15 protein-coding genes and 1 pseudogene are annotated in these 14,929 nt (G+C 60.3%); 9 read left to right on the top strand and 7 right to left on the bottom strand.

Annotated features, from left to right (window positions below; translation table 11 throughout):
- Positions 1 to 7: 7 nt before the first annotated feature.
- The 7 genes and pseudogenes from mnhG to QE432_RS15440 form a co-directional block, all read right to left on the bottom strand.
- Positions 8 to 352, bottom strand: a complete 345-nt coding sequence (gene mnhG, locus QE432_RS15410) for a monovalent cation/H(+) antiporter subunit G (RefSeq protein ID WP_003514988.1) — start codon at positions 350 to 352, stop codon at positions 8 to 10.
- Positions 349 to 630: a K+/H+ antiporter subunit F gene (locus tag QE432_RS15415; RefSeq protein ID WP_003514989.1), complete on the bottom strand. Its 282-nt coding sequence runs from the start codon at positions 628 to 630 to the stop codon at positions 349 to 351. The genes mnhG and QE432_RS15415 overlap by 4 nt, the downstream gene beginning before the upstream one ends.
- Positions 627 to 1,115: a Na+/H+ antiporter subunit E gene (locus tag QE432_RS15420; RefSeq protein WP_003514990.1), complete on the bottom strand. Its 489-nt coding sequence runs from the start codon at positions 1,113 to 1,115 to the stop codon at positions 627 to 629. The genes QE432_RS15415 and QE432_RS15420 overlap by 4 nt, the downstream gene beginning before the upstream one ends.
- Positions 1,112 to 2,758, bottom strand: a complete 1,647-nt coding sequence (locus QE432_RS15425) for a monovalent cation/H+ antiporter subunit D (protein WP_162690612.1) — start codon at positions 2,756 to 2,758, stop codon at positions 1,112 to 1,114. The genes QE432_RS15420 and QE432_RS15425 overlap by 4 nt, the downstream gene beginning before the upstream one ends.
- Positions 2,755 to 3,090 (bottom strand): Na+/H+ antiporter subunit C, encoded by a 336-nt coding sequence (locus QE432_RS15430; protein WP_003514993.1) that lies wholly within the window; start codon positions 3,088 to 3,090, stop codon positions 2,755 to 2,757. The genes QE432_RS15425 and QE432_RS15430 overlap by 4 nt, the downstream gene beginning before the upstream one ends.
- Positions 3,090 to 6,009, bottom strand: a pseudogene (locus QE432_RS15435) (monovalent cation/H+ antiporter subunit A). The gene QE432_RS15430 and the pseudogene QE432_RS15435 overlap by 1 nt, the downstream one beginning before the upstream one ends.
- A 106-nt stretch (positions 6,010 to 6,115) precedes the next feature.
- A complete protein-coding gene (locus QE432_RS15440) occupies positions 6,116 to 6,493 on the bottom strand; it encodes a hypothetical protein (RefSeq protein ID WP_038489792.1) in 378 nt (125 codons plus the stop codon).
- A 504-nt stretch (positions 6,494 to 6,997) separates the two neighbouring features.
- Here QE432_RS15440 and QE432_RS15445 point away from each other — a divergent pair.
- From QE432_RS15445 to cheT, 9 genes are read left to right on the top strand one after another with little or no spacing between them, the layout of a single operon-like run.
- On the top strand, positions 6,998 to 8,605 hold the full coding sequence (locus tag QE432_RS15445) for a globin-coupled sensor protein (protein ID WP_081308736.1): 1,608 nt from the start codon (positions 6,998 to 7,000) through the stop codon (positions 8,603 to 8,605).
- A complete protein-coding gene (locus tag QE432_RS15450; RefSeq protein ID WP_013635450.1) occupies positions 8,605 to 8,904 on the top strand; it encodes an STAS domain-containing protein in 300 nt (99 codons plus the stop codon). The genes QE432_RS15445 and QE432_RS15450 overlap by 1 nt, the downstream gene beginning before the upstream one ends.
- A complete protein-coding gene (gene cheY1, locus QE432_RS15455; protein ID WP_003493773.1) occupies positions 8,901 to 9,266 on the top strand; it encodes a chemotaxis response regulator CheY1 in 366 nt (121 codons plus the stop codon). Before QE432_RS15450 ends, cheY1 begins: the two co-directional genes overlap by 4 nt.
- Before the next feature lie 16 nt (positions 9,267 to 9,282).
- A complete protein-coding gene (locus QE432_RS15460) occupies positions 9,283 to 11,550 on the top strand; it encodes a chemotaxis protein CheA (RefSeq protein WP_112752207.1) in 2,268 nt (755 codons plus the stop codon).
- Positions 11,551 to 11,563: 13 nt separating this feature from the next.
- Positions 11,564 to 12,472, top strand: coding sequence for a protein-glutamate O-methyltransferase CheR (gene cheR, locus QE432_RS15465; RefSeq protein WP_019564320.1), 909 nt, complete (start codon positions 11,564 to 11,566; stop codon positions 12,470 to 12,472).
- Positions 12,469 to 13,524: a protein-glutamate O-methylesterase CheB gene (gene cheB, locus QE432_RS15470; RefSeq protein ID WP_013635453.1), complete on the top strand. Its 1,056-nt coding sequence runs from the start codon at positions 12,469 to 12,471 to the stop codon at positions 13,522 to 13,524. Before cheR ends, cheB begins: the two co-directional genes overlap by 4 nt.
- Positions 13,524 to 13,913 carry a chemotaxis response regulator CheY2 gene (cheY2, locus tag QE432_RS15475; RefSeq protein ID WP_003515008.1) on the top strand — a complete coding sequence of 130 codons (390 nt, stop codon included), beginning with the start codon at positions 13,524 to 13,526 and terminating at the stop codon, positions 13,911 to 13,913. The genes cheB and cheY2 overlap by 1 nt, the downstream gene beginning before the upstream one ends.
- Positions 13,910 to 14,455, top strand: a complete 546-nt coding sequence (cheD, locus tag QE432_RS15480; protein WP_003515010.1) for a chemoreceptor glutamine deamidase CheD — start codon at positions 13,910 to 13,912, stop codon at positions 14,453 to 14,455. Before cheY2 ends, cheD begins: the two co-directional genes overlap by 4 nt.
- Before the next feature lie 14 nt (positions 14,456 to 14,469).
- On the top strand, positions 14,470 to 14,853 hold the full coding sequence (gene cheT, locus QE432_RS15485) for a chemotaxis protein CheT (RefSeq protein WP_003515012.1): 384 nt from the start codon (positions 14,470 to 14,472) through the stop codon (positions 14,851 to 14,853).
- The last annotated feature ends 76 nt before the right edge of the window (positions 14,854 to 14,929 follow it).

A 14,929-nucleotide genomic window follows, 5' to 3' on the forward strand; every position in this document is an offset into this window, starting at 1 on the left:
CGCGGTGCTACAGATGCTCCCGGTTATCCGTATTCTGCTCCGCCCGGTCCCGATAAAGTGCGGCACGCCCCAGCAGCATCAGCGACACTGGCGTCGTCACCGTCACGAAGATGCCGATGAAGATCTCGTGGAAGGCGAAGCGGTCGCCGGAGACGGAGAAATAGATGATCGAGGCCATGACGATGCCGCCGGTGCCCCAGCTGGTGCCGAGCGTCGGCGCGTGCAGGCGCTCGTAGAAGCTGTTGAGCTTGGCAAAGCCGATGGTGCCGATCAGCGTCAGCGAGGCGCCCAGAAGGACGAAGAACGCCACCAGAATGGCGGCCCAGAGCGGAAATTCTGCGGCATTGTTCATTCAATCACCTCGCCACGCATCATGAATTTGGACAGGGCAACGGTGGAGACGAAGCCAAGGATCGCGATGAGCAGCGAGGCCTCGAAATAGATGTCGTTGCCGGTGCGCAGGCCGAAGGTCAAGAGAAGCAGCATGGCGTTGACATAGAGCGTGTCGACGCCGAGCACCCGGTCCTGGGCGCGCGGGCCGATGGCGATGCGGTAAACGGAAATCGTCATGGCAATGGCGAGCATCAGCTGCGCGAGCGAAAAGGACCAGAAAAGGATAATCGAACTCATTCGAATATCTCCATCAACAGTTTTTCATATCGGTTCTTGATGAGGCTTATCCAGGCCGCCTCATCCTCATCGTCGAGAACATGAAGCAGAAGCGTGCCCTGGCTGGAATTGTATTCGAGCCAGGCGCTTCCCGGTGTCGAGGTGAGGATTGTCGCCAGAACGGCCAATCCCATCGGATCGCGAATATCGAGCGGCACCGCGAGGAAACCGGATTTGCGATCTCTCTCGCGCTGGAACAGAATGATCTTCACGACGGAAATATTGGACAGGACGATGTCGTAAAGCACGATCGCGATCAGCTTGACGAGCTTGTGCCAGTTGCGGATGCGCGGTTTTGCCGGCCGGAGCGACGCCATAGCCCAGGAGGCGATGAGGGCCACACCGGTGCCTAGCAGCAGATGTCCAGCTGAAAAGCTGTTGATCGTCATCCAGAAGATGATCAGCGACACCGTCAGCAGCGGGTAGGGCAGGACACGGCTTATCATGGCTGCGCCTCCGGATTGGTTCCCGCTCTTGGGGCGGAAATGACGCCCTGAATGTAGCTGGCCGGCAGATCGAGAATACGCGCCGTCTCCTGCATGTAGCGCATCACCGGCCCCGCCTGCACGGTCATGGCGAGTGTCAGTCCCAGCAGCAGCATGATGGGCGCTATTTCGATGACGAGAACACGCGGTACTGTGCCTTCGAGGGAGGCCCAGAAGGTGCGGATGCCCGCGCGGGTCATCGAGATCAGCGAGGCGAAACCTGCAAAGACAATCAGGAAGACCAGCCACCAGGAAAGGGTGGAGACGCTGTCATTGGCCCCCAGCCCTGAAGGGTTGAGAATGGCGGTCAGCATGGAGAATTTGGCGATGAAGCCCGAGAGCGGCGGCAGACCGGCGAGGAGAATGCCGCAGGCTGCAAAACACGCCCCGAGCACCGCCATGGTGCCGGGCATGGTTACGCCGACTTCTTCTTCCTCTTCCTCCTCTTCGCCCTCGCCATAGGCTTCCATGGTTACGGCAAGAACGTTCGCGCCGGCATCCTGCCCGCGTTCCACCAGTTCGATCAGCATGAAGAAAGCGCTGATGGTGAGTGTGGAACTGACGAGATAATAGAGCGCGCCGGCTGCAACCGTGGGATTGCCGGTGCCCATGGCGGCGAGAAGCGTTCCCGAGGACACCAGAACCGAAAACCCGGCCAGCCGCCCAAGCGCCTGTGAGGCAAGAACGCCGATGGCGCCGAAGATGATGGTGGCGATGCCGCCGACAAGCAGGGCATCATGGCCAAAACCGGCCGATTCCCCGGCCGTCTGCCCGAAAAGCAGGAAGGACAGGCGGGCAATGACGTAGATGCCGACCTTGCTCATGATAGCAAACAGCCCGCCGACAGGTGCTGAAGCCGAGCCATAGGCGGAAGGCAGCCAGAAATTCAGCGGCCACATGCCAGCCTTGACCAGAAACGCGATGCCGAGAACCGCAGCGCCGGTTTCAAGCAGCATGCGCTGGTCCGGGTTGAGGCCGTCGATGCGGTGGGCAAGGTCACCCATGTTCAGCGTGCCGGTGACGCCATAGATGAGGCTGACGCCAATCAGGAAGAACAATGCGGCGACGAGGTTGATGGCGATGTAATGCAGCCCGGCCTTGACGCGCTGCTGACCGGAGCCATGCAACAGCAAACCATAGGATGCCGCGAGCATAACCTCGAAGAAAACGAAGAGGTTGAAGAGGTCACCGGTCAGGAAAGCACCGTTGACGCCCATCAGCATCATCTGGAACAGCGAATGGAAATGCGCGCCTGCCTTATGCCATTTCGCCAGCGAATAGATCAGCGAGGGAATGGCAAGCAAGGCCGTCAAAAGCACCATCAGCCCGGAGAGGCGATCGGCAACGAGCACGATGCCGAAGGGCGCCGGCCAGTTGCCGAGCAGATAGACCCCGCTCGAAACCACCGCCGCAATCTCGGTATTGACCGTCGAGTTCACCTCGCGGAACAGCAGGATGGCGACAACAAGCAATATCGCGGTCGAGGCAAGGCTGATGGCGGCCTTCGCCACGCGCTGGCGCTCGTCGAAGAACAACAGGAGGGCTGCGGTGATCAGCGGCACCAGAATGGGCGCGATGACGATGTGGAAGGGGAACGACATCATTTCGATTCCCTCCCGTCCACATGGTCGGTGCCGGTAAGCCCTCGGGCGGCCAAAAGCACGACGAGGAACAGCGCAGTCGTCGCAAAGCCGATGACGATTGCCGTCAACACCAGCGCCTGCGGCACGGGGTCGGCAAGCGTGGAACTGTCGACGCCGTTCACCAGCACCGGCGGCGCATTGGTCTTGATGCCGCCGACGCCGAAGATGAACAGGTTGACGGCATAGGACAGCAGCGAAAGCCCGACGATAACCTGATAAGTGCGTGGGCGCAGGATCAGCCAGACGCCGGAGCCGGTCATGATGCCGATGCCGATTGAAAGAATGAGTTCCATTACACGTCCTCGGCTTTTGCGGCTTCAGGCGTGCGAACGCGGTAGTTACGCAACGATTGGTGTGCCAGTGCTATAAGAATAAGAACGGTGGAGCCGACGACCAGCGAGAAGACGCCGAGGTCGAACAGCAAGGCGGATGCTGTCGGCATTTTGCCGATATAGGGTATCTCCGTGTACTGGAAATAAGAGGTCAGGAACGGATAGCCGAAGTACCACGACCCCATGCCGGTTGCCGCCGCCATCAGAAGGCCGAAGCCCATCCAGCGCAGCGGCAGGATGCGGATGCGATCCTCCGCCCAGCGCGCGCCGCCGGCGAGATATTGCAGCAGGAACGCGATTGCCATGGTGATGCCGGCCGCAAAGCCGCCGCCGGGCAGATCGTGGCCGCGTATGAACAGGAAGATCGAAAAGGTGACGATAACCGGGAACATCCATTGCATGACGATGGACGGTACATAGAGATAGTCGCGCACCGTATCGCCCTTGCTGCGGTCGGGCCCGCTCCGCATCGAAGGCGTTTTGCATCTGCTGCTGTTCCGGCACCCCGATGCTTTCATGCGCAGGGCGGAAACGGCGAAGCAGCGCAAAGACCGTCAGCGCCACGATCGCCAGCACCGCGATTTCGCCGAACGTGTCGAAGCCGCGGAAATCGACGAGGATGACGTTGACGACATTGGTGCCGCCGCCTTCCGAATAAGCGCGCTCAAGGAAATAGGTCGCTATGGCGTTCGGCACGGGCAGGGTCATGACCGCATAGGCGATGACGGACATGCCAATGCCGCTTGCTGCGGCCAGCAGGAAGTCACGGGCGCGGCGAAGCTGCGCCGGCAATTCATCGCTGCTGTCCACCTTCTCGAAGCGTTTCGGCAGCCATCTGAGACCGAGCAGGATCAGAACGGTGGTCACGATTTCGACCAGCAACTGGGTGATCGCGAGATCGGGTGCAGAAAGCCAGACGAATGTGAGGCAGGTGACAAGGCCCGAGACGCCGAGCATGATGAGTGCGGCGAGACGATGATATTTCGCCTGCCAGGCGGCACCCAGCGCAGCGATCATGCCGATCAGCCACAGAATGGCAAAGATCGGATCGAAGGACGTCACGCGCGGCAGCGACAATGAAAATTCCGAGAGGAAAAGCGGCGAGAAACCGGCAAGAATCGCCACGAGGATCAGAAGCCTCAGCTGCGGCTGCAGGCGCCGGGTGCCGAGCGTGCTTTCCAGCCACCGCGCCCACTTCCAGGACACGGTGACGAGAATGCGCTCGAAGATGCGCTGTCCCCGAAGATGCCGGAAGATTGGCGGGCCGTCGTCGCAGCGGGAGAAATAGCCGCCGAGCAGGGCATAGATGGCAACGCCGCCGCCGAGTGCCGCAATACTCATGATGAGCGGCAGGTTGAAACCGTGCCAAATCGACAGGCTGTAGACGGGTGTTTGCGGACCGAGAACGGAAAGCACAGCCGAATGCAGGAACGGGCCGATCGACAGGCTCGGAACGATGCCGACGATCAGGCAGGCGAAAACCAGGAACTCGATAGGGAAACGCATCCAGCGCGGCGGCTCATGCGGATTGGGGTTCGGCAGGTCAACCGGCTTGGGGCCGAAGAAGACCGTGTGGATGAAGCGTAGCGAGTAGGCAACGGCGAAGGCGCCTGACAACGTTGCGACGTATGGCAAAGCCCGGTCGAGCAGCGAGTCTGCGTGGGTTTCGACGGCCTCGGCAAAGAACATTTCCTTGGAGAGGAAGCCGTTGAACAGGGGTACGCCGGCCATTGCAGCGCTCGCCGCCATGGCGAGCGTCGCGGTTGCCGGCATATAGGTGTAAAGCCCGCTCAGCCGCCGCATGTCGCGCGTGCCGGTTTCATGGTCGATGATGCCGGCCGCCATGAACAGCGATGCCTTGAAGGTGGCGTGGTTGACCATGTGGAAGATCGCTGCAACCGCCGCAAGCGGGCTACCCAGGCTCAAAAGCGTGGTGATGAGCCCCAGATGGCTGATGGTCGAATAGGCGAGCAAGCCTTTCAGGTCCTGCTGGAACATGGCGAAATAGGCGCCGAGCAGCAGGGTGATGACGCCTGCAGCACCCACCAGCCAGAACCATTCCGGCGTGCCTGCCAGCACCGGCCAGAACCGCGCCAGCAGGAAAACCCCGGCCTTCACCATGGTGGCCGAGTGCAGATAGGCGGAAACGGGCGTGGGCGCCGCCATTGCATTGGGCAGCCAGAAATGAAACGGAAACTGTGCGCTTTTCGTCAGCGCGCCGCCAAGGATGAGAATAAGTGCGGGCAGATAAAGGGAATGGGCGCGGATATCGGGACCGGCCGCGATGATCTTGTCCAGATCGTAGCTTCCCGCCATGTGGCCGAGGATCAGAAGCCCGGCGAGCAGGCTGAACCCGCCGATGCCGGTCACGGTCAGCGCCATGCGGGCGCCATCGCGCGCGCCGGCATTCTGGTGCCAGTAGCCGATCAGCAGGAACGAGAAGATGCTGGTCATTTCCCAGAAGATCGACAGCAAAATGACGTTGCCGGACAGCACTATGCCGAGCATCGAGCCCATGAAGGCGAGCAGAAAGGCGAAAAACCGTGGAATAGGGTCCTGGGCCGACATGTAATATCGGGCGTAGAGAACCACGAGCAGGCCGATGCCGGTAATGAGGATCGCGAAAATCCAGGCAAAGCCATCCAGCCGCAGGGTAAAATTAAGCCCCAGCTGCGGCAGCCATTCCACATCGTATTTCAGCACGCCACCGCCACTGACATTTGGATAAAGAAGGATGCTGCCGACCAGGCCGAAGAGGGCTACGGCGCTTGCTACGTAGGCCGCGCTTGCGGCCGCGCCTTCGCGCGGCATGAAGGCCGTTATGAGAGCGCCGACGAACGGCAATGCGATAATAAATGGTAGAACGGTTGCAAGTGTCATATGCGGCGGCGGTTTTCTCTCTGGAATTGGAGCCTACGGCGGGTTTCCGACGACTCCGATCCCTCAAGGTTCGCAAGGAACCGAATGATGAGGACCGCCGGAATGACTAAGAGATAATATGCGGAGGTGCTCTTGGAACCACGTTCGCAAAGTCTCGGAAAGTTTGTGGCGCGATGGCAACAGGCGTGACGGCCGGTTTGGCGTCAGCCACGATCCGCAGGATGGTCGAGGGAAAACCGACGGGGCGAAGCCCCGGAGCACCGTTGTGAGCCTTGCAGCCGTGATCGTCGCCGGTGGTGCAGTCCTTATCGCGAAGCGAGGGGGAGTGGCTTAGGTCAGCCGTCTGCAATCGTTCCAGACGGCTGGTCTTTGAGATTGCCTTGATGCCGGATGGCGCCTGAAAGCCGATTATGACGAGCAGGCTCGCAACCACAAGACCGATCAACACTTGCGGATGGCGCCTTGAACAGCGGCATTTCTCCATCCGTAACAAGTTGGCGTCTCCTTGATCGTAAAGGTCTCTCTAAAGCATCACCGCTGAGCGAATATCCCGTTGATTTGTTTTAGGGGAAGGCGGACACGCTTGTCCAGCGCACAGGCTGGAAAAACCGCCCGTCGCGTCCGATTCCTTTTCGTTTTTGCCCGTTTGCGGCAAAGTAGGGGCGACAATGGCTAAAAGCTTTTACAAATTTTACCGTTTGACGCCGGTGCTGATGTTTCTTAACTTTCAAGCAAGGAATTAACCATAAAGATTGATGGTATTTCCACGGCGGAATGGGGTTATCTCCCCTTCCAGGCATGACGCCGCACTGCCGTACCGGGCCCGATCCGGTATTTCGTTTCTTGGTTCAAGAAGGTCAGGCAAGCGTCGATGCCGCATCGTCCGCGATGGGTATGTTCGTTCAAAAATCCCCCTTAAGGGTGCTGGCGTTCTGAACCTTGCCATTTGGCCGGGTTTTACCGGCCGTCATATTATTGGGGTCGTCGGTTGGGGCAGGACTTGCCATCAGAACAAGCGCGGAGATCGGCAGGCGCAAGCCTGGCGGGGCGGTTGCGCTTTGCCGGCCTCGACGAGACGCAATCCGATTTCCTGCGCAATTATCGCAGCATGCTGGAGCCTTACGTTAAGGCCGGCCTGCGCGATGTGATGAACCGTTTCCAGTCCATGCCGGACTGTTCGCCGTCTTTCGAAAGCGAAAACCAGCTCGACCGCCTGCACGATTTGCAATCCTCGCACTGGAGCGTGCTGACCGATGCGCGTTTCGATGGGCTTTATGCCGAGCGGGTGAAAGTGCTTTCCGACAATGCCGGTCGCATGGGTCTCGATCCGCGCTGGCAGATCGCCAGCCATGCCGTCGTTCTGGAACATCTGCTGGGCGGTCTGGTGACTGAGCACGCGCCGCGCTCCATCCTGCCCGGCAACCGGAAAAAGAGCCGCGAACTGGCGGAAGCCGTCAAGAACGTCGTCCGTCTGGTGATGGTCGATACCGAGATTGCCGTATCGTTGCGCTTCAATGAATTGCGCCTGCGCCATGGTCGGGAACTGGCAGAACAGCGCGACAATGACCGCTCTGAAGCCGCAAGGTTGCTGGGCGAAGCGTTGACGGCATTTGCCGCAGGCGATTTGCAGGCCCGCATCGGCGGCGACGTGCCCGACGCCTACCGCGACGTTGCTGCCACTTTCAATGCGGCACTCGAGACGATTGGCGCGTCACTGACATCGGCTCAAAACAGCATCGGTGAAGCCGAGGCGCTGAGCGCGCGGTTTGCCGACATTGGCCGTTCCATGGCGGAGCGCTCCCGCCAGCAGGCCGCGGCCCTTGCCGAGACCTCCCGTGCGATCCAGACGATGATCGGGGATGTGGCCGAAAACGGCGCCCGCATTTCGGCGGCGGAGACGGCGGTTTCCCATGCCCGTGAGGCGGCGGTCGAAAGCGGCAAGGCAATCGGCGAGGCGATAAACGCCATGTCGGATATCGAGCAATCCGCCGAGCAGATCGGACGGATCATCGGCACGATTGACGAGATCGCTTTCCAGACGAACCTTCTCGCCCTCAACGCCGGTATCGAGGCAGCACGCGCCGGTGACAGCGGACGCGGTTTTGCCGTTGTCGCGCAGGAGGTCCGGGCATTGGCCCAGCGTTCCGCAGACGCTGCAAGAGAGATCAAAAGCCTCGTTGGCTCCACGAAAAAGCAGGTCGAAGGCGGCGTGCACATGGTCAACCGCACGCAGGACGCAATCGGCGGTGTTGTCCGGCAGGTATCCGGCATCAACGACATGATCACCGAGGTCTCCCGGCACGCGGCAGAGCACGCCGGCGAATTGCAATCAGTCGCTGCCGACATCGGTGAACAGCAAAGACAGGCTGACCGGAACCTTGCCGATATGGGCAATGGCTCCTCGGAGGCCGATACGCTTCACACTGTCATTCTGGAACTCGGCCGCACCATTCGCGAATTCCGCATTGCCCGTCAGGGACAGGCGGCAGCTGTCGCCGCTACGGCTCGGCAGGACACATCATTTGTGGCCCGTGCGGATAACCGCACGGATTACGGCCAGGATTACCAACAATTCAGACGCCAAGGAGTCATGTAATGGCAGCCAGAAAAGCAGCTGAGGCGACGCTGAAACTGTCACCGGTGCTGGATCTCAACGAGGCATCGGCGCTGCACGGCAAGCTGATGACGCTGAGAGGAGCACCTTTGTCGGTGGATGCGTCCGAGGTGGAACGTATCGGTGCGCTTTGCGCCCAGGTCCTGATGGCCGGTGCGAAGTCCTGGGAAGAGGACGGCAAGCCGTTCGGTTTTGCCAGAGTGTCCGATGCATTCGACAAGACCATGAAACTGATAGGCGTCGAAATCGATCATTTGCTCCTGAAGGAGATCAAGAAGTGAAGAAAAAAGTTCTTACCGTGGATGATTCCAGAACGATCAGGAACATGCTCCTGGTCACGCTCAACAATGCCGGTTTCGAGACAATTCAGGCCGAAGACGGCATTGAGGGTCTTGAAGTGCTGGAGCAGAGCAACCCCGACGTCATCGTGACCGATATCAACATGCCCCGTCTTGACGGTTTCGGCTTCATCGAGGGTGTGCGTCGCAACGAGAAGTACCGGGCCATACCGATCCTCGTTCTGACGACCGAAAGCGACGCAGAGAAGAAGAACCGCGCCCGTCAGGCCGGTGCGACCGGCTGGATCGTCAAGCCGTTCGATCCTGCGAAGCTCATCGATGCCATTGAACGCGTAACTGCCTGATACGGGACATTTCACGATGGATATGAACGAAATCAAGGAAATCTTTTTCCAGGAATGCGAGGAACAACTCGCGGAACTGGAATCGGGGCTTCTTAAATTGAATGACGGTGACCGTGATCCGGAAACCGTCAACGCCGTTTTCCGTGCCGTTCATTCCATCAAGGGCGGGGCGGGTGCCTTCGGTCTGGATGATCTCGTGGCCTTCGCCCACGTTTTTGAAACGACCCTCGACTGCGTTCGCTCCAACAAGCTGGAACCGACACAGGACGTCCTGAAAGTCATGCTGCGTTCCGCCGACGTGCTGGCGGACCTGACCAATGCGGCAAGAGACGGCGGCAGCGTCGACGAAAGCCGCACCCGTGGCCTCGTCAAGGAACTGGAAGCCCTGGCCAACGGCGAAACCGTCCACTCATCCGCGCCGGTTGCAGCGCCGGTTGTCGCAAAGATGCCGGAACCCGTTGCGCCCAAGCCGACAGACGATAGCGGTTTCGAGCCGATCCCGTTCTCCTTCTCGGACTTTGCCGATGAAACGACGCCGTTGATGGAGACGCCGTCTTTCCAGATAACCTTCAAGCCGCACGCATCGCTTTATTCGAAAGGCAATGAAGCAGCCCTTCTCCTGCGCGATCTCTCGCGCATCGGTGAGATGAGCGTCAATTGCGACCTGTCGGAACTGCCCTCGCTCGACAAGCTCGATCCAGAAGCGTCCTATTTCTCCTGGACGGTTTCGATCTCGACCGACAAGGGTGAAGAGGGAATCCGCAGCGTCTTCGAATTCGCCGAATGGGATTGCGATCTCGAAATCACCCCGATTCTTTCGGAAACCGCTGCGGATGCGGAAGAGCTGCCGATGATCCCGGTTCCGTTCGACCTGTCGGCTCTCGACGGCGATGCGGAAGGGGAACCGGCCGTTGTGACCGCCGGGGCGGAAGAGCCCTACGTTGCCGCAGTCGTCGAGGCTGCCGTCGCAACGACGCAGATCGCCCAGAGCGTCAACGCCGCAATCGAAAAGCGTGAGGCTGCGGCAGCGCCGGCCGCAGCGCAGGCGAATGCCAATGCCGCGGCCAATGCAAGCGCCGGCCAGACCATCCGTGTCGATCTCGACCGTGTTGACCGCCTGATCAACCTCGTCGGCGAGCTTGTCATCAATCAGGCGATGCTGTCGCAGAGCGTCATCGAAAACGATGCGAGCGGCACGTCTGCCGTCAACATGGGTCTCGACGAACTCCAGCAATTGACGCGCGAAATCCAGGACAGCGTCATGGCGATCCGTGCGCAGCCGGTGAAGCCTGTCTTCCAGCGCATGTCGCGTATCGTTCGCGAAGTTGCCGACATGATCGGCAAGCAGATCCGCCTCGTTACCGAAGGCGAGAACACGGAAGTCGACAAGACGGTCATCGACAAGCTGGCCGAACCCCTGACGCACATGATCCGCAATGCGGTGGACCACGGCATCGAAACGCCGGAAAAACGCGAAGCCGCTGGCAAGAACCCGGAAGGCACCATCAAGCTTTCGGCCAAGCACCGGTCGGGCCGCATCCTGATCGAGCTTCAGGACGACGGCGCGGGCATCAACCGCGAGCGCGTTCGCCAGAAGGCGATCGACAACGATCTCATTGCCGCCGATGCGAACCTCACGGATGAGGAGATCGACAATCTGATCTTCGCGCCGGGCTTCTCTACCGCGGACAAGATTTCCGACATTTCCGGCCGTGGTGTCGGCATGGATGTGGTCAAGCGTTCCATTCAGGCGCTTGGCGGCCGCATCAACATCTCCTCGCGCCCCGGTCTTGGCTCGACCTTCACCATGAGCCTGCCGCTGACGCTTGCCGTTCTCGACGGCATGGTGGTAACCGTGGCCGGGCAGACGCTTGTCGTTCCGTTGACGGCAATCGTGGAAACCCTGCAGCCGGAAGCGAAGAACATTCACTCCTTCGGCGCCAACCAGCGGCTGATTTCCATCCGCAACTCTTTCTGCCCGCTGGTCGATGTCGGACGCGTTCTGAACTTCCGTCCGACCCAGGCCGATCCTGTGGAAGGCGTGGCGCTTCTGGTGGAATCGGAAGGCGGCGGCCAGCGCGCCCTGATGGTCGATGCGATCCAGGGACAGCGCCAGGTCGTCATCAAGTCTTTGGAAGCCAACTATACCCATGTTCCAGGCATTGCCGCCGCCACCATTCTGGGTGACGGACGCGTTGCGCTCATTCTGGATGTCGACGCCATCGTCAGCGCTTCGCGCGGGCAGCCACTGAAACAGGAAATGTCACTCGCGGCGACGGGTTGAAGGCGGATATCCAATGGCAGCACTTAATCTCAGCGATCAGCGACAGTCTCCCGATGACGTTCTTGCCAGCGGCGAATATCCGCTGACGAGACGCGATTTGTCGGAGATCGCTGCGATGATCTACGCGGATGCGGGCATCTATCTCAACGACACCAAGGCGTCGCTGGTCTATTCGCGCTTGTCCAAGCATATCCGCAATCTCGGACTGGCCGGGTTTCGGGAATATTGCGCACTGGTGTCATCGCCCGATGGAGCGGCTGCGCGCCGCGAAATGCTGTCGCACCTGACGACGAATTTCACGCGCTTCTTCCGCGAGAACCACCATTTCGAACACCTGCGCGACGAGGTCCTGCCGGGCCTCATTGCAAGGGCAAAGACTGGCGGGCGCGTCCGCATCTGGTCGGCCGCCTGCTCAGACGGGCAGGAGCCCTATTCGATTGCGCTCACCGTGCTCGCCATGTTTCCCAATGCGGCGGACTACGATTTCAAGATCCTGGCGACGGACATCGATCCGAAGATCCTGGCGCAGGCCCGTGCCGGTGTTTACGACGATAACGCTCTCGAAACCGTGTCTCCCGCGATGCGCAAGCAATGGTTCACGGAAGTTGATGCCGGCGGTCGCCGCAAGTTCCGCATCGATGACAAGGTCAAGCGCCTCATCACGTTCAATGAACTGAACCTGATGACGCAATGGCCCTTCAAGGGCAATTTCGACGTCATCTTCTGCCGCAACGTCGTCATCTATTTCGACGAGCCGACCCAGATGCGTATCTGGACGCGTTTTGCAGGCCTGCTGCCGGAAGGCGGTCATCTTTACATCGGCCATTCCGAAAGAGTGTCCGGCGACGCCAAGAACCTGTTCGACAATACCGGCATCACCACCTACCGCTACATTGGTCACACGTCCGGGAGGAAGGCATGAGCGCACTCGCACGGGTCCTCGTCGTCGATGATTCCCCCACCATGCGTGGCCTGATTTCCGCCGTCCTCAAGGCCGATCCGGAGGTTGAGGTGGTTGGGCAGGCCGGCAATGCCATGGAAGCGCGCGCCGCCATCAAGCAGCTCAATCCCGATGTCGTGACGCTCGACATCGAGATGCCGGAAATGAACGGCCTCGAGTTTCTCGAAAAGATCATGCGACTGCGGCCGATGCCGGTCATCATGGTCTCGTCGCTGACGCACCGCGGCGCGGATGCCTCGCTCGCCGCGCTTGAAATCGGTGCTTTCGACTGTGTCGGCAAGCCGGCTCCGGGCGATGCGCGCCCCTTCGGCGACTTGGCCGACAAGGTTAAGGCCGCCGCACGGTCGCAACACGCAGCCTACCGCGCGGCGCGCCCGGAACCCGTTGTCGCAGCCCAGCCGACCCCGGTCAGCGATTATCGTGCCGGCCGCAAAGTCGTCGCCATCGGCTCCTCCACCGGCGGTGTCGAGGCACTGATTGCCGTGCTCCAGAAGTTCCCGGCCAATTGTCCGCCGACGGTCATCACCCAGCACATGCCGCCGACTTTCACCAAGAGTTTCGCGGAACGGCTGAACCGCATCTGCGCACCCGTCGTGGAAGAGGCGACGGATGGGGCGCGCCTGCAGACCGGCAAGATCTACCTTGCGCCGGGCGGTGAACGCCATTTGCAGATTTCCAATCGTAACGCGCCCTGCTGCCGGCTTATCGAGCGCGATCCCGTCAACGGCCATCGCCCTTCAGTTGATGTGCTGTTCGATTCGGTCGCCGAGCTTGCCGGACGCAACGCCGTCGGCGTCATTCTCACCGGCATGGGCCGCGATGGCGCGGCCGGGCTGCTGAAAATGCGGCATGCCGGTGCGCGAACCGTCGGCCAGAACGAAAAAACATGTGTCGTCTACGGCATGCCCAGAGTGGCCTTTGAACTTGGCGCCGTTGAACTGCAATTGCCGCTGGCCTCAATCGGCGAAGAAATCCTGAAACTAACCACTGCCCGCAAAGAAGGTGCTGACTAATGTCTCTCGCAGAAAAGATCAAAGTTCTGATCGTCGACGATCAGGTGACCAGCCGGCTGCTGCTCAGCGATGCGCTGACACAGCTCGGCTTCAAGCAGATCACTGCCGCTGGCGATGGCGAGCAGGGATTGAAGATCATGGAGCAGCAGCCCCATCATCTCGTTATCTCCGACTTCAACATGCCCAAGATGGACGGTCTCGGTTTCCTGCACGCCGTGCGGGCCAACCCGACCCTCAAAAAGGCGGCCTTCATCATCCTCACCGCACAGGGCGACCGTGCGCTGGTGCAGAAGGCAGCGCAGCTCGGCGCAAACAACGTGCTGGCTAAGCCCTTCACCATCGACAAGATGCGCGCAGCCATCGAAGCGGTTTTCGGATCGCTGAAATGATTGAAGCTGCGGCCAAGCGCGTACATATCATTCAGGGCGAGTACAAGGTTGTCAGCGATCCCGACGTGGTCATGACGACGATACTCGGTTCGTGCGTGGCCGCCTGTCTGAGAGACCCCGTTGCCGGCATTGGAGGAATGAACCACTTCCTGCTGCCGGGAACGGGCAACGTGACCGGTGGGGATGCGACGCGTTATGGCGTGCATCTCATGGAACTGCTGATCAACGGTCTTCTGAAGAAGGGCGCACGCCGCGACCGGCTGGAGGCGAAGGTTTTCGGCGGCGCAAAAACGATTGCCAGCTTCTCCAATGTCGGTGAGCAGAACGCCATCTTTGCCATGCAGTTTCTGAAGGATGAAGGCATACCGGTCATCAGCTCCTCCACGGGCGGGGATCATGGCCGTAAGATCGAGTTCTGGCCGGTTTCGGGCCGTGCACGACAGCATCCGCTGAGCGGCGCGGAAACCCAGAAGACGGTCGCCATGGAAACGCGTCCGGTGCCGGCCCCCAAGCCCGTCGCCAACGACATCGAATTTTTCTAGTCACGGAGTTTCCAATGCAGATTGCAAACAACACCGGCACCACTCCGTTCGAAGAAGCCTTGCCCGACGTTCTGATGCGCGTGGTATCGGAACTGCACGATGTCGCCTATCTGATCGAGCGCATCGAGCCGCAACTGCTGGAAGCGACAAGCGGCGAATTGTCCAGCGATGGCGTCAAGCTCTTGCAGGGCATCGACCTTGCCGTCCAGAAAACCCGCGGCCTTGCCGAGTTCATCGATACCGTCACCGGCTCCATTCCCGGTGATTGGATCGTGGATGTCTCGACCGCGCTCAGCCTCGTCAAGCTGGCAGAAATGCAAAAGGCGCTGGGCGCAGCCATCCGCCATGGCCATTCGCAGCCGCTGGACAAGGTCGCCGGAGACTTCGATCTGTTCTAGACAGCATTCATCTGGCGGTTCCCTTCCTTTCGCGGATTGCGGATAAAGGCAACGCTCGCGCAAGCTTCGCACCCTA

Source organism: Agrobacterium sp. SORGH_AS_0745 (genome assembly GCF_030818995.1).
Lineage (GTDB): Bacteria > Pseudomonadota > Alphaproteobacteria > Rhizobiales > Rhizobiaceae > Agrobacterium > Agrobacterium tumefaciens.

What these genes read in the sequence shown, in the direction of transcription:
- mnhG (WP_003514988.1), bottom strand. Translation starts at nt 352, where the DNA reads ATGAACAATGCCGCAGAATTTCCGCTCTGGGCCGCCATTCTGGTGGCG.
- QE432_RS15415 (WP_003514989.1), bottom strand. Translation starts at nt 630, where the DNA reads ATGAGTTCGATTATCCTTTTCTGGTCCTTTTCGCTCGCGCAGCTGATG.
- QE432_RS15420 (WP_003514990.1), bottom strand. Translation starts at nt 1,115, where the DNA reads ATGATAAGCCGTGTCCTGCCCTACCCGCTGCTGACGGTGTCGCTGATC.
- QE432_RS15425 (WP_162690612.1), bottom strand. Translation starts at nt 2,758, where the DNA reads ATGATGTCGTTCCCCTTCCACATCGTCATCGCGCCCATTCTGGTGCCG.
- QE432_RS15430 (WP_003514993.1), bottom strand. Translation starts at nt 3,090, where the DNA reads ATGGAACTCATTCTTTCAATCGGCATCGGCATCATGACCGGCTCCGGC.
- QE432_RS15440 (WP_038489792.1), bottom strand. Translation starts at nt 6,493, where the DNA reads ATGGAGAAATGCCGCTGTTCAAGGCGCCATCCGCAAGTGTTGATCGGT.
- QE432_RS15450 (WP_013635450.1), top strand. Translation starts at nt 8,605, where the DNA reads ATGGCAGCCAGAAAAGCAGCTGAGGCGACGCTGAAACTGTCACCGGTG.
- QE432_RS15460 (WP_112752207.1), top strand. Translation starts at nt 9,283, where the DNA reads ATGGATATGAACGAAATCAAGGAAATCTTTTTCCAGGAATGCGAGGAA.
- cheR (WP_019564320.1), top strand. Translation starts at nt 11,564, where the DNA reads ATGGCAGCACTTAATCTCAGCGATCAGCGACAGTCTCCCGATGACGTT.
- cheB (WP_013635453.1), top strand. Translation starts at nt 12,469, where the DNA reads ATGAGCGCACTCGCACGGGTCCTCGTCGTCGATGATTCCCCCACCATG.
- cheY2 (WP_003515008.1), top strand. Translation starts at nt 13,524, where the DNA reads ATGTCTCTCGCAGAAAAGATCAAAGTTCTGATCGTCGACGATCAGGTG.
- cheD (WP_003515010.1), top strand. Translation starts at nt 13,910, where the DNA reads ATGATTGAAGCTGCGGCCAAGCGCGTACATATCATTCAGGGCGAGTAC.
- cheT (WP_003515012.1), top strand. Translation starts at nt 14,470, where the DNA reads ATGCAGATTGCAAACAACACCGGCACCACTCCGTTCGAAGAAGCCTTG.